The organism is Myroides sp. 1354 (assembly GCF_030324495.1).
GTDB lineage: Bacteria > Bacteroidota > Bacteroidia > Flavobacteriales > Flavobacteriaceae > Flavobacterium.
Genome location: NZ_JACAGN010000018.1, coordinates 32,158 through 45,245 on the forward strand (window position 1 = coordinate 32,158; position 13,088 = coordinate 45,245).

Sequence of the window (13,088 nt, forward strand, 5' to 3'; positions counted from 1 at the left end):
TTAACAGTAAACAGTTCTAATTTCCTGGAAAGATCAATTGTTCTTTAATCGATAATCTAGCAAAAAAACAACTTGCAAAAAAGCAAAAAAGCAAAAAAACAAAATTAGTTCTTCTTCTTTGGACTAATAATTTTTACATCCTGAAAGGCAATGGCTCCACGGATAATCCCCAATATGGTTTCGTGTAAAGCTTGGATAATTTGTAGCTTTAAATCACTGTTGGTGTGAATTAAACTAATTTCTCGGGCAGGTTGTGGAGCAGCAAATTGCATCAAGTTGCTTTGATCCTCTGCATTGAGTTGCAAGGTGTGTAAATACGGTAAAAGCGTATATCCCAAACCTTCTTTAGACAGTTGGATTAGCGTTTCAAAGCTTCCACTTTCCAATGAAAAGGGACGATCCGTATCTGCACTTTTATTTTGACAAATATTGATGATTCCGTCTCTAAAACAATGTCCGTCTTGAAGTAATAAAAGTTTCTTTAAATCCAATTGATCTGTAGTGAGTTTACCTTCAAATTCACCTTGAAAGTTTTTGGGAATATAACCTACAAAAGGCTCATAGTATACTACTTTTTCATTGATATCTTCTAGTTCTAAGGGAGTGGCTACAATTGCAGCATCTAAATATCCGCCACGTAATCGAGTGATGATTTCCTCTGTCGTATATTCTTCAATAATCAAATGTACCTTAGGATATTTGTTTACAAAGGATTTGATAAACATCGGAAGTAAAGTAGGAGTGACGGTGGGGATAATCCCCAATTTAAATTCACCTCCTATGAATCCTTTTTCTTGATCGATAATATCTTTGATTCGATTTGATTCGTTGACTATTTTATGTGCTTGCTCAATAATAACAGCTCCAATAGCAGTTAATTGAATCGGTTTAGTTGTGCGATCAAAAATTTGAACGCCTAATTCTTCTTCTAATTTTTGAATTTGCATACTCAATGTAGGTTGAGTAACAAAAGATTTTTCTGCAGCAAGAGTGAAATTTTTGTGTTCTGCAACAGCCAAGGCATATAGTAATTGCGTGATAGTCATAACTTGAATAATGATAAGAAAAATGTGTATCCAAGATACGACATTAATCCTCTATCTTTTCAAGTTCTTGGTAATTTTTCATTAAGCGTTTGATTAAAATTCCATATACCACACGGTAGTATAGCCAGATAATTCCGAAGAAGATTAAAAATAACAGTAAGAATATACCAATGATAAAAAGGTAGTACTTCCAACCATGCGTTGGATCATTATCACCACTTAAAACGCTAATGGCCGCATAGAGCGTTAGAATAGAAATAATAGAGATATTAATCGCAATATAATAATTGACCATCTTCTTCGTTTGAAGAATTTGTTTCATTAATTTTTTGGTGTTGTCTGCCACACAAATTTTGCGATACTTAATGTAAAATAAAACAATAAATATAAGTGAAATCAACCCACTGAGGTAGTCGATATTATTTACAATAAATTCAAAAACAGGACTGCTTTTGCCTTTTAGTTCACTGTCTTCATTGAAAAGAAAAAGACTAGCTAGGTTTAAGGCTAAAAATTCAATTACACTGATAATGAATATCCACATCACAATAGAGGACGATTTTTTGTGAATCATTCCTCTAATTTCGTCCTTTGACACTTTTGGAAAGTTATGGTTGGCGTTCCAATGTTTTTTTAATAAGTCAAGTTCATCCATATTATAGCGAATCCTTACGGATTTAATATTTTTTTTAGTTTACTTTTAATTCGATTCATCTTTACACGGGCATTGACTTCGCTTATTCCGAGTGTATCGGCTATCTCTTCATAGGTTTTGTTTTCGAGATACATAAAAACTAAAGCTTTATCAATGTCATTTAATTGATGAAGAGCACTATACATTAATTTGAGTTGTTGTTCTTCTTCCTCGTTGTATTCCTGGTATTCAAAATGGTGAATGATTGGATTAAAACTCGTGGTGGCAATTTGTCTGTTTTTTTTCCGGAACAACGAAATTGCTGTGTTTAGACCAATTCGATACGCCCAAGTAGTGAATTTAGACTCCCCTCTAAAACTAGGATAAGCTTTCCATAGCTGAATCGAAATTTCTTGAAACAAATCTTTATGTGCAGACTCCTCATCTGTGTATAAACGACAGATTTTATGGAGGAGATTTTGGTTCTCTTCCAATAAGGTGATAAACTCTTGCTCTAAATTATTTTGCTTCATATCGTAATTAGTTGACCAAATATGATATTTGTTACATTTTTAGGGAAAATATTTTTTTAATTTCATTTTCTCAAGATAACTATTTCTTTTGAAGGACGATTCTTAAATTTTAAAGAAATGCGAAGATAATTTATAATCATTCTGTATTATTTATAAGAAGCCTTAATTGAATCTATTTTTTTAAAAATATTTGAAATATTTATTAAATTTAGTACAAAATTAAGATATTTAGGTGTCTAAAAATATAAAATGCTGTCTATTTGGTGTTTTGTTGGTAAATGTAGGGGGAAGAGTGAATACTTTTTTGGTATTATTTATGTGGTTTATTCCAAGAAACAAAGATGGTAGGTTATCGCATGATGAAAAGAATTAATTATTAAAACAAAAATAAGATGAATACACTCTCAAGAAAGATTGTAATGGCGGGGACTGGGTTGTTTCTGTGTTTCTTTTTACTTATTCACTTTTTAGGTAATACACAGTTATTTCTGGAACCTGAACATGCACAGCAAAGCTTTAATGCTTATTCCCATTTTTTAACGGGAAATCCTTTAGTAAAGGCCGTATCTTATGTGCTTTATTTGTCCATTCTAGGACATGCTATTTATGCTTTAATCATTACTTCAATGAACCAAAAAGCTGGCGGTAACTACAAGCGTGACAATAGAGGTAGAGCCAGTAAATGGTATAGCAGAAATATGGGAGTATTAGGCGTAATTATCTTAGTTTTTCTCGTACTACACTTTCAAAATTTTTGGTACGTCTATAAATTTGGTGAGATTGGTCTAGATGCAAACGGCAATAAAGACTTGTATACGGTTGTTGTAACAGCCTTTCAAGAACTGTGGTTGGTTGTTGTGTATGTAATAGCAATGATTGCACTTGCCTATCACCTCATTCACGGCATCACTAGTGGTGTGCGAACGTTAGGGTTGTTTCACCCCAAATATGTGCGATGGATTAATGTATTCGGAATCGCTTATGCGGTTATCTTATGTGTTGGTTTCGCTTTAATGCCTATTTATATTTATATCACCCATTAATACAAGTTGTTATGAAATTAGATGCAAAAATTCCTGAAGGACCATTAGAAGATAAATGGTTTAACTATAAAAAGAATGCTCGTTTGGTCAATCCTGCGAATAGAAAAAAGTTGGATGTTATTGTAATTGGAACTGGATTAGCAGGTAGTTCTGTAGCAGCCTCTTTGGGAGAGATGGGATATAATGTAAAATCGTTTTGCTTTCAAGATACCCCTCGTCGTGCGCACTCTGTAGCAGCACAAGGAGGAGTAAATGCAGCAAAAAATTATAAAAATGACGGAGATAGTATTTATCGCATGTTTGTAGATACGCTAAAAGGAGGTGACTTTAGAGCGAGAGAAGCCAATGTATACCGTTTAGCAGAGTGTTCCGTTAACTTAATTGATCAAGCTGTAGCTCAAGGGGTTCCTTTCGGAAGAGAATATGGTGGATATTTGAATAATAGATCCTTTGGAGGAGTTCAAGTCAGTCGAACTTTTTATGCACGTGGTCAAACAGGACAACAATTGTTGTTGGGAACTTATCAAGCTTTGATGCGCCAGGTGAATAAAAAGACTGTAGAACTTTTTTCGTCTCATGAAATGTTGGATTTAGTGTTGATCGACGGAAAAGCACGTGGTGTGATTGTGCGAAATCTAGAAACAGGTGAAATTGAAAGACATGCGGCTCATGCTGTTGTTTTAGCAACAGGAGGGTTTGGAAAAATATATTATTTATCCACATTGGCTATGGGATGTAATGGTTCTGCTATATGGAGAGCTCATAAAAAAGGAGCTTTCTTTGCTTCGCCAAGTTGGACGCAAATTCACCCAACTTCCTTGCCTCAATCGGGTGACTATCAATCTAAACTAACGTTAATGTCTGAATCATTGCGTAATGATGGCCGTATTTGGGTTCCTAAAAATCTAAATGAAACCAGAATAGCCAATGATATTCCAGAAGAAGAAAGAGACTACTACTTAGAAAGACGTTATCCTGCTTTTGGAAACTTAGCACCTCGTGATATTTCTTCTCGTGCTGCTAAAGAGCGAATCGATGCAGGCTATGGCGTAGGGCCTTTAAAAAATGCAGTGTATTTGGATTTTTCTAAAGCAATTAGAGAACAAGGACAAGCAAAAATTGCTGAGAAATACGGCAATTTGTTTACGATGTATGAGAAAATTACAGGAACAAATGCCTATAAAGAACCCATGATGATTTCACCAGCGGCTCACTTCTCTATGGGAGGACTTTGGGTAGATTATGAGTTGATGACAACTATTCCGGGTTTGTTTGCCTTGGGAGAAGCTAATTTTGCCGATCACGGAGCCAATCGCTTAGGAGCCAATTCTTTATTACAAGCTTCTGTAGATGGGTATTTTATCGCTCCTTATACGATTGCCAATTATCTAGCGGATCAAATTAGAGTGGGGAAAATTACAACCGATCACCCTGAATTTGATAAAGCGGAACAAGAGGTAAAAGATAAATTAGAAGGACTCTTGAAAATCAAAGGAGATAAAACCGTGGATTACTACCACAAAAAATTAGGTAAATTATTGTATGACTACTGTGGTCTAGCACGTACCAAAGAAGGATTGGAATTTGCAATTGAAGAAATTAAAAAATTGAGAGCTGAATTTTATAAAAATGTGAATGTACCTGGTACAAATGCAACTATTAATTCAGAATTAGAAAAAGCAGGACGCGTAGCAGATTATTTGGAAATCGGAACACTGATGTGTTATGATGCCTTAACACGTGATGAGTCTTGTGGAGCTCACTTTAGAGAGGAATACCAAACAGAAGAAGGAGAAGCGGCTCGTAATGATGAGCAATTCCAGTTTATTTCTGCTTGGGAATGGCCAGGATCTCTGGATCAACAACCTATTTTGAACAAAGAAGAACTAACATTTGAATACGTAAAACCGACTATCCGTAGTTATAAATAATTGAGGCTATGAAATTGAATCTTAAAATATGGAGACAGAAAGATCGTAAATCGGAAGGTAAACTTGTTGATTATGCGATAGATAATGTAAATACGCATATGTCTTTTTTAGAAATGTTGGACACGTTAAATGAACAATTAATTTCCAAAAAAGAAGATCCTATTGAATTTGATCACGATTGTAGAGAGGGAATTTGTGGACAATGTGGAGTGGTGATTAATGGAAATGCACATGGACCTCTGGAAAATACAACGACTTGTCAGTTGCACATGAGAGAGTTTAAAGATGGAGAAACGATCTTAATCGAACCTTTTAAAGCAGCGGGTTTTCCGGTGAAAAAAGATTTGAAAGTTGATCGCAGTGCATTTGACCGTATTATTTCTGCGGGTGGATATGTATCGGTAAATACAGGCCAAGCTCCAGAAGCAAATACTATCCCCGTATCACATGAAACAGCAGAAGCGGCTTTTGATTCGGCAGCCTGTATTGGTTGTGGTGCCTGTGTAGCTACGTGTAAAAACGGTAGTGCAGCCTTATTTACCTCGGCTAAAATTACGCAATTGGCGTTGTTGCCTCAATCGCAACAAGAGCGAAAAGAACGCGCATTGAATATGATTATGCAAATGGACGAAGAAGGGTTTGGACACTGTTCTAATACAGAAGCTTGTGAGGTAGAATGCCCACAAGGAATTTCTGTATTGAATATTGCTCGTATGAACTATGAGTACAATCGCGCTAGTTTTCTCAAGTTTAAAAAGAAATAACATGAAAAATAACAGCAGTGTTATAAAAAGCCTATTCCTTTGTGGAATAGGCTTGTTTACTACGATGAATAGCTTGGGACAAGAACGCCTAATCTCAAAAGAACACGAAGTGGCTCAAGACACGATTCGAATCTTTGAAGACAAAATTGTACTGAATGATGCAACGCAAAAATACCCTCAGTTTAAAGTTGGCGGTGTTTTTCAAACGCGCTATTTGGATAATTTTAAACGAGGGGTGGACATCAATGGATTGCATTATGGCGATGGACAAGGAACAAATAACTCTTTTGAAATTAAGCGTATGCGCGTGTCGATGAATGCTAAAGTTACAGAAAATCTAGAAGTAGTAGCTTTGGTGAATTTGGCGGATTTTAAATCGGACCCCAAAACAAAAGTCTTGGAAAATGCATACGCTAAATATACAATCAATCGCTATTTGCAATTTACTGTAGGACAATTTAGACCCTTGTTTGGTATGGAAGAAACTTATCCTGTTGACGTAGTAAAATCAATCGACTATTCAAATTCGTACTATATGTTTGGCGATAATGGCTGGACGAGTTTCCAAATTGGAGCGGCTGTTACAGGTAGTGTGGATTTAGGTTCTATTCCCATGAGTTATGGAGTGTCTGTAACTAACGGTAATGGAAAAAATAAAACCGATAATGACGATGGCAAACATTATTCGAGCCGGTTGTTGTTTAATGTGGATCCCAAGCACAAAATTAACGTGGGAATTAGTGGAGGTGTTGGAGAAGTGCAACGACAAACTGTTTATGCCGTTGGGGCAGAAGCTACCGCTTTTTTTTCGATGGGCGATCGCTGGAGTATTGATTTTCAGTTGGAAGCAAAACAAGGAACCAATCACTTTCTATATTTTGGGCAACCAGTGGATCAACGCATAGGGGATATGAAAGACTATTTAATGAAGAGTTTTTATGTTCTGCCGAATGTGAGATATGAATTGGGAAAAAAACGCTTACAAGCAATTGAATTCGCTTGTCGTTATGAATATTTAGATGGCAGTGCGCATCTCAATTCCAATGGTAGACAAACTTGGGTTCCGATGGTGAGCTTAGAATTCTTAAAAAACTACGGTGCGCGTTTACAAGTAGGAATGCAAATCGACAATTATAAAACGAATATTGAACATACAAAGTCTTATAACTCAAATTTAGCCTTTATTCAATTTCAGTGCCGATTACAATAAACAACAACAAACAACAATAAACTATAAAAAACTCCTTCTATGAAAGAAGTCAATTTAAAAAATTTCGGAATAACCGTAATAATAGGAATATTATTGTGGTTTTGTCCCATCCCAGAGGGAGTAACACCAGAAGCCTGGCATTTATTTGCGATTTTTGTGAGTACAATTTTGGGAATTATCCTCAAAGCGGCTCCAATGGGAACTATGTGTATGATTGCCGTGGGGCTTACTGCTTTTTTCCAATTGTTAGCTCCTGGGAATGCTGGACAATCCATCACCTTGAGTTTAAAGGGGTTTGGGGATAAGGTAATCTGGTTAATTGGAATCTCATTCTTTATTGCGAGGGGGTTTATTAAAACGGGGTTAGGAAATCGCATCGCTTACTTGTTTATTCGTGCTTTTGGAAAAAGTACGTTGGGATTAGCCTATGGACTGGGATTGGCTGATTTAGTACTAGCGCCTGCCATTCCAAGTAATACAGCACGTGGAGGAGGGATTATCTATCCCATCATGAAATCCATGGCGATGAATTTTGGTTCCGATCCAAGTAAGGAAGAAACGAAAAAGAAAGTAGGTTCTTTCTTGACGTTGAATTGTTACTATTTGAACTTAATTACCTCTGCGATGTTCTTAACTGGAACAGCTAGTAATCCGATGTGTCAGAAATTTGCTGCGGATATTGGAATTAATATCAGTTGGATGAATTGGGCGATTGGCGGTTTTGTTCCTGGAGTCGTGGCTTTTATCATCACGCCTTTGGTATTGTATAAAATTTACCCTCCTGAATTAAAGAAAACAGGAGATGCACCTAAAATTGCTGCAGAGAAATTGAGAGAAATGGGGAAATTAACCTTGCCTGAAAAGCTGATGTTATTGACCTTCTTTATTTTGCTTTTCTTGTGGATTACAGGGGATTTATTCACGATTGATGCTACAACGACCGCTTTTATCGGCTTATCTATTTTATTGTTAACTTCTGTGTTAACTTGGGATGATGTCAAGTCTGAAAAAGGAGCTTGGGATACGATTGTTTGGTTTGCTGTGTTAGTGATGATGGCGAGTTCTTTGAATACGCTTGGTTTCATCGGCTGGTTTAGCGACTTAGTAAAAGCGCAAATGGGAGGTATTGATTGGCATTATGCTTATCCTCTAATTGTCATTGTTTATTTCTTTAGTCATTATATTTTTGCCAGTGCAACGGCTCACGTTGCCGCGATGTATGCGGCCCTATTAGGAGTGGGGGTATCCTTGGGAGTTCCTCCCATGCTATTGGCCTTAACGCTAGGATATATGGGATCTATCTATGGTACTCTGACACATTATGGACATGGTCCAGCTCCTGTATTCTTCGGAAGTGGCTATGTTGAATTGAAGTCGTGGTGGATGTATGGATTGATTATTGGACTATTACTTTTGGCGATTTATTTAGTCGTTGGAACAACTTGGCTGAGTATTATTGGTTATTTTTAAATAAAAAAGTTACCTTTAAAGACCCTTTATCAATTAGAATAAAGGGTCTTTTTAGTAGGACTTACTAATATGGAAGAAATTGTAGTTTTTTGGTTTCGACGAGATATTCGCTTACAAGATAATGTAGGCTTGTATCATGCAATACAAACAGGAAAAAAAGTATTGCCTATCTTTATTTTTGATCCAGATATCTTATTGAAATTTTCAGACAAAGAGGACAAGCGCGTGGTGTACTTTTATCAAGCCTTGGCGCAAATTAATAGTATTTTGAAGCAGTATAACAGCCAGGTCGTGTGCTATCACGACCGAGTGATGACTGTTTTCGAACAGCTTGTTCAAACCCATACTATAACTGCTGTATATACCAATGCAGACTATGAACCAGAAGCTCGCAAGCGAGACGGGGCAGTACAAACTTTTTTAGCCCAACAGCAGATTGCCTTTTATGCCTATAAAGATCAAGTGATTTTCGAAGCTCATGAATTGCTGAAAAGTGATCAAACACCCTATAAAGTATATACACCTTATGCTAAACTATGGAGAAGTAGATTGACAGCACAGCATCTATTAGATTGGACTCTAGCATTAAAGGCTGATTATTTTGTTGCTAAAAAAGAGGATGCAACACTGCCGAGTTTAGCAAGTTTGGGATATAAAACAACAGAAGAAGTTCATTTTAAATCACCTGTATTTGGCTCACATATCATTCAAAATTATACCGCCAATCGCGATTTCCCAGCTTTAGATGCAACGACGCGTTTGGGAATTGCTTTGCGTTTTGGAACAGTGTCTGTTCGCGCCTGTGTTAGACAAGCGTTACAAGCGAATGAAACCTGGCTGAGTCAATTGATTTGGAGGGAGTTTTTTATGGCTATATTATACCATTATCCTTATTCTGCCAGAGCGTGTTTTAAAAGAGAATATGAAAATATTCAGTGGAGAAATAACGAAACAGAGTTTGAGGCTTGGTGTAAAGGAGAAACGGGATATCCCTTAGTAGACGCGGGTATGCGCGAATTGAATCAAACTGGATATATGCACAATCGCGTACGCATGGTAGTCGCTAGTTTTTTAGTAAAACATTTATTGATTGATTGGCGTTGGGGAGAAGCCTATTTTGCACAAAAACTCAATGATTATGATTTAGCGCTTAATGTGGGAAATTGGCAATGGGCAGCGGGATGTGGTTGTGATGCAGCTCCTTATTTTAGAATTTTTAATCCCACAGAACAACAAAAGAAGTTTGACAAAGAATTAAAATACATTAAAAAGTGGATTCCTCAATACGAAGAATCAACCTATATACCTCCTATAGTGGAGCATAAATTGGCGAGAGAACGCGCTTTAGTAGTATTTAAACAAGCATTAAAATAACACACAAATAAACCCTTAAACTATGAAAAAATGGAAAATTTGGGTAGCTAATTTAGCGTTAGCCGCTTTTTTATTACCCGTTACCTCAGATGCCTATGCGTGCACTCGAGTAGTGTACAAAGGACCAAAAAATACAATTATCACAGCGCGTTCGATGGATTGGAAGGATGAAATCGACCCGAATATTTGGGTTTTTCCAAGAGGAATGGAACGCACAGGAGAAGTTGGAAAAGCTTCTGCAAAGTGGAAATCAAAATACGGTAGTGTGATTGTATCGGCTTTTGATATTGCTACAACAGACGGAATGAACGAAAAAGGTCTTGTGGCGAATATTCTGTGGTTAGTAGAATCTCAATATCCTGATTATGATCCAAATGGAAAACAAAAAGGAATGAGTTTAGCAATCTGGGCACAATATGTATTGGATAATTATGCTACAGTTGCTGAAGCGGTTACGGATTTACAGAAAAATCCAATTACTGTTGTTACAGCGAATACACCTGGACGAACTACTTTAGCTACAGTGCATTTAACGATGTCAGATGCTAAAGGAGATAATGCAGTATTAGAATATATTGATGGTAAATTAAAAATCTACCATGATCCTTCCTATACAGTAGTAACAAACTCACCAACCTATGATAAACAATTAGCAATTCGCGATTATTGGGCTTTCTTACCAGGAAATCAAGTATTACCAGGAACGGGACGATCAGAAGATCGTTTTGCTAGAGCTTCGTATTATGCAACAGCAGTAGATCAAAGTGATGATACAATGGTAGCAGTCGGATCTGCTTTTAGCGTAATCCGTAACTGTTCTGTGCCTTATGGTGTGCATATTGAAGGCTATCCGAACTTATCTTCTACCAAATGGAGAGCGGTTTCCGATCAGAAAAACTTAGTGTACTATTATGAAGACCCATTGACTTTATCGCCCCTGTGGTTGGATTTAAAAACACTAGATTTCAGCGAGAAAAACCAAGTGAAAAAATTAGATGTTTCAAAAAGACAACAATATTTCGGTTTATCGAATGATAAATTAGTTGAAAGTAAACCTTTCCAATTTATGGGAATTTAGTTTTCAATTGAAATCTGAAGACACTAAAGCAATGCAATACTGCATTGCTTTTTTTATGGAAACGCGTTTGAAAGAGAAATAGGTTAGAAATGCTTAACTTTGAGAAAGGTTAATCCAAAATGAGTTATGAAAAAGTATAGATTATTGTTTGCTTTAGGAGGAATGTTGTTGTTGGGTAGTTGTTCCTATAAACACGCCTATCAACCGATTGTATTTTCTAAATTAGATACTACAGCAAATTACGAGGCTTTGACCAAGCGTTATGCAAGCGGAGAAGAAACGAACTATATACCTAAACCAGAGCAAAAAGAATTATATCGAGAGGTAAATGAAAGTGTAGCTATTCAAGGTGTAGCCAATGTACGTGAATTAGGAGGTATTATGACGCAGGATCAACGAGTGATAAAGAGTGGACACTTTTACCGCAGTGGACATCTAGGTAAGTTGAAAAAGAAGAATTTTAAAACATTAGAACAATACAATATCACACAGGTCATTGATTTGAGAACAGACAGAGAAATTAAAAAGCATCCCGATCGTTTACCTGTAACTGTTCAATATTACAACGAACAAGCCTTTGAAGATTCTGAAGATATGTTTAGCAAAGCCAGAAAAAAAGTGCTAAAAGGCAGCGTAACCGTAGAGCAATCAAACAAAGCAGTGGAAGAATTTTACGGTATTTATGTGTTGGATAATCCTCAGAAGATTCGCGAGATTGTTGTGCGTATGTTGGATAGTGATCAAGCGACCTTATTTCATTGTTCTGCAGGAAAGGATCGTACAGGAATGATTGGTGCCATTCTATTGAGTATTCTTAACGTTGATCGAGAAACGATTATGGAAGAATACTTATTGTCTAATAACGGGCGTGTGGACGATGTGTCGAGTCGAATGAAATTGGCGAAATTTGGCAAGTTTCTCTTTCCAAAAATAGATTATGAAGTAATTGAAAATTTTTCTTGGATTAAGCCTAATTATTTGGATGCAATGTTTGCAGCTATTGAAGCTAAATACGGCTCAATGGAAGCCTATATCAAAGAAGGATTAAAAATTTCAGAAGCACAACGTCAAGCGTATATCGCTAAACATACCGTAATTTTAGAGTAAATTTATCATTTAATCGTAGGATAAAAAGTATATGAATCAGTTGAAACAAGAGCATATAGCCCTTTTAGAGACTATTGCAAAGAACAATAATAAACCTTGGTTTACAGAAAATAAACCGCAAATTGATGCCATTTTTACTGAGGTAAAAGGTTTTTTTAAGGCTGTTTTTGATCAGATGGCCGCAGTGGATGAGGTAGAATTATTTCACGTACATCGCCTATATCGAGATGTGCGTTTTTCAAAGGATAAAACGCCTTATAAAACTTATTTTGGCTTGCATATTGGAAGAAAGAAACCTTTACTTCGAGGTGGATATTATCTCAATATAGAACCTGGAAAGAGTTTTGTTGGAGGAGGATTTTGGGAACCGAATAAAGATGATTTATTGCGCATTCGAAAAGAAATTGCTTTGGATGATTCTGAATTGCGCGAAATTATAAGTAACCCTCTATTTGTTCAAACCTTTGGAGGATTAATGGGAGAGGAGTTAAAAACAGCGCCTAAAGGCTTTGAAAAAGAACATCCTGCGATTGATTTACTGCGTAAAAAACAGTTTTTGGTTATGCGTTCATTTACTGATGAAGAACTTATCCAACCTGGATTTATAAACGAAGTTATTCAAACTTTTGAAGTGATGAAGCCCTTTTTTGACTATATGTCTGAAGTATTGACTACCGATGTCAATGGAGTTAGTTTATATGAGTAATGGAGAGAGGAGAGAGGAGAGAGGAGAGAGGAGAGAGGAGAGAGGAGAGAGGAGAGAGGAGAGAGGAGAGAGGAGAGAAGAAAGGAGTGAATTTTCTGAAGGAAGTAAATGCTATCTTTTTAAATGAGAATCTTACAACTTCACAAAAAGGCAAAAAAACAAAAACGCCAAAAGGAGAGTGAATTTTCTGTA

The 13,088-nt window shown here is 36.5% G+C and carries 13 protein-coding genes; 10 read left to right on the forward strand and 3 right to left on the reverse strand.

What is annotated here, in order from left to right:
* Positions 1-104 precede the first annotated feature (104 nt).
* From HX004_RS15190 to HX004_RS15200, 3 genes are all read right to left on the reverse strand, one after another.
* Positions 105-1,046 carry a LysR family transcriptional regulator gene (locus tag HX004_RS15190; protein ID WP_286443448.1) on the reverse strand — a complete coding sequence of 314 codons (942 nt, stop codon included), beginning with the start codon at positions 1,044-1,046 and terminating at the stop codon, positions 105-107.
* Positions 1,047-1,089: 43 nt separating this feature from the next.
* The gene (locus HX004_RS15195; RefSeq protein ID WP_286443449.1) at positions 1,090-1,644 is read right to left on the reverse strand and encodes a DUF8845 family protein; all 555 of its coding nucleotides are present in this window, start codon (positions 1,642-1,644) and stop codon (positions 1,090-1,092) included.
* A gap of 71 nt (positions 1,645-1,715) precedes the next feature.
* On the reverse strand, positions 1,716-2,213 hold the full coding sequence (locus HX004_RS15200) for an RNA polymerase sigma factor (protein WP_286443450.1): 498 nt from the start codon (positions 2,211-2,213) through the stop codon (positions 1,716-1,718).
* Positions 2,214-2,605: 392 nt separating this feature from the next.
* Here HX004_RS15200 and HX004_RS15205 point away from each other — a divergent pair, with 392 nt between their 5' ends.
* From HX004_RS15205 to HX004_RS15250, 10 genes are all read left to right on the forward strand, one after another.
* On the forward strand, positions 2,606-3,256 hold the full coding sequence (locus tag HX004_RS15205) for a succinate dehydrogenase cytochrome b subunit (protein ID WP_286443451.1): 651 nt from the start codon (positions 2,606-2,608) through the stop codon (positions 3,254-3,256).
* Positions 3,257-3,267: 11 nt separating this feature from the next.
* A complete protein-coding gene (locus HX004_RS15210) occupies positions 3,268-5,187 on the forward strand; it encodes a fumarate reductase/succinate dehydrogenase flavoprotein subunit (RefSeq protein WP_286443452.1) in 1,920 nt (639 codons plus the stop codon).
* Between the two features lie 8 nt (positions 5,188-5,195).
* Entirely contained in the window at positions 5,196-5,951 is a 756-nt protein-coding gene (locus HX004_RS15215; protein ID WP_286443453.1) for a succinate dehydrogenase/fumarate reductase iron-sulfur subunit, read from the forward strand.
* A gap of 64 nt (positions 5,952-6,015) precedes the next feature.
* Positions 6,016-7,161: a porin gene (locus tag HX004_RS15220; protein WP_502888485.1), complete on the forward strand. Its 1,146-nt coding sequence runs from the start codon at positions 6,016-6,018 to the stop codon at positions 7,159-7,161.
* 39 nt (positions 7,162-7,200) lie between these two features.
* Complete coding sequence (locus HX004_RS15225) at positions 7,201-8,631, forward strand: anion permease (protein WP_286443455.1); 1,431 nt, start codon at positions 7,201-7,203, stop codon at positions 8,629-8,631.
* A gap of 69 nt (positions 8,632-8,700) precedes the next feature.
* Positions 8,701-10,005 (forward strand): cryptochrome/photolyase family protein, encoded by a 1,305-nt coding sequence (locus tag HX004_RS15230; protein WP_286443456.1) that lies wholly within the window; start codon positions 8,701-8,703, stop codon positions 10,003-10,005.
* Positions 10,006-10,027: 22 nt separating this feature from the next.
* Positions 10,028-11,083, forward strand: coding sequence for a linear amide C-N hydrolase (locus tag HX004_RS15235; RefSeq protein ID WP_286443457.1), 1,056 nt, complete (start codon positions 10,028-10,030; stop codon positions 11,081-11,083).
* A gap of 126 nt (positions 11,084-11,209) precedes the next feature.
* Entirely contained in the window at positions 11,210-12,190 is a 981-nt protein-coding gene (locus HX004_RS15240) for a tyrosine-protein phosphatase (RefSeq protein ID WP_286443458.1), read from the forward strand.
* Positions 12,191-12,221: 31 nt separating this feature from the next.
* Complete coding sequence (locus HX004_RS15245; RefSeq protein ID WP_286443459.1) at positions 12,222-12,896, forward strand: DUF2461 domain-containing protein; 675 nt, start codon at positions 12,222-12,224, stop codon at positions 12,894-12,896.
* Positions 12,896-13,078, forward strand: coding sequence for a hypothetical protein (locus HX004_RS15250; RefSeq protein WP_286443460.1), 183 nt, complete (start codon positions 12,896-12,898; stop codon positions 13,076-13,078). The genes HX004_RS15245 and HX004_RS15250 overlap by 1 nt, the downstream gene beginning before the upstream one ends.
* Positions 13,079-13,088 lie beyond the last annotated feature (10 nt).

Coding starts and splice junctions, on each gene's coding strand:
- HX004_RS15225 (WP_286443455.1), top strand. CDS start 7,201: ATGAAAGAAGTCAATTTAAAAAATTTCGGAATAACCGTAATAATAGGA.
- HX004_RS15200 (WP_286443450.1), bottom strand. CDS start 2,213: ATGAAGCAAAATAATTTAGAGCAAGAGTTTATCACCTTATTGGAAGAG.
- HX004_RS15245 (WP_286443459.1), top strand. CDS start 12,222: ATGAATCAGTTGAAACAAGAGCATATAGCCCTTTTAGAGACTATTGCA.
- HX004_RS15235 (WP_286443457.1), top strand. CDS start 10,028: ATGAAAAAATGGAAAATTTGGGTAGCTAATTTAGCGTTAGCCGCTTTT.
- HX004_RS15205 (WP_286443451.1), top strand. CDS start 2,606: ATGAATACACTCTCAAGAAAGATTGTAATGGCGGGGACTGGGTTGTTT.
- HX004_RS15210 (WP_286443452.1), top strand. CDS start 3,268: ATGAAATTAGATGCAAAAATTCCTGAAGGACCATTAGAAGATAAATGG.
- HX004_RS15250 (WP_286443460.1), top strand. CDS start 12,896: ATGGAGAGAGGAGAGAGGAGAGAGGAGAGAGGAGAGAGGAGAGAGGAG.
- HX004_RS15220 (WP_502888485.1), top strand. CDS start 6,016: ATGAATAGCTTGGGACAAGAACGCCTAATCTCAAAAGAACACGAAGTG.
- HX004_RS15240 (WP_286443458.1), top strand. CDS start 11,210: ATGAAAAAGTATAGATTATTGTTTGCTTTAGGAGGAATGTTGTTGTTG.
- HX004_RS15190 (WP_286443448.1), bottom strand. CDS start 1,046: ATGACTATCACGCAATTACTATATGCCTTGGCTGTTGCAGAACACAAA.
- HX004_RS15230 (WP_286443456.1), top strand. CDS start 8,701: ATGGAAGAAATTGTAGTTTTTTGGTTTCGACGAGATATTCGCTTACAA.
- HX004_RS15215 (WP_286443453.1), top strand. CDS start 5,196: ATGAAATTGAATCTTAAAATATGGAGACAGAAAGATCGTAAATCGGAA.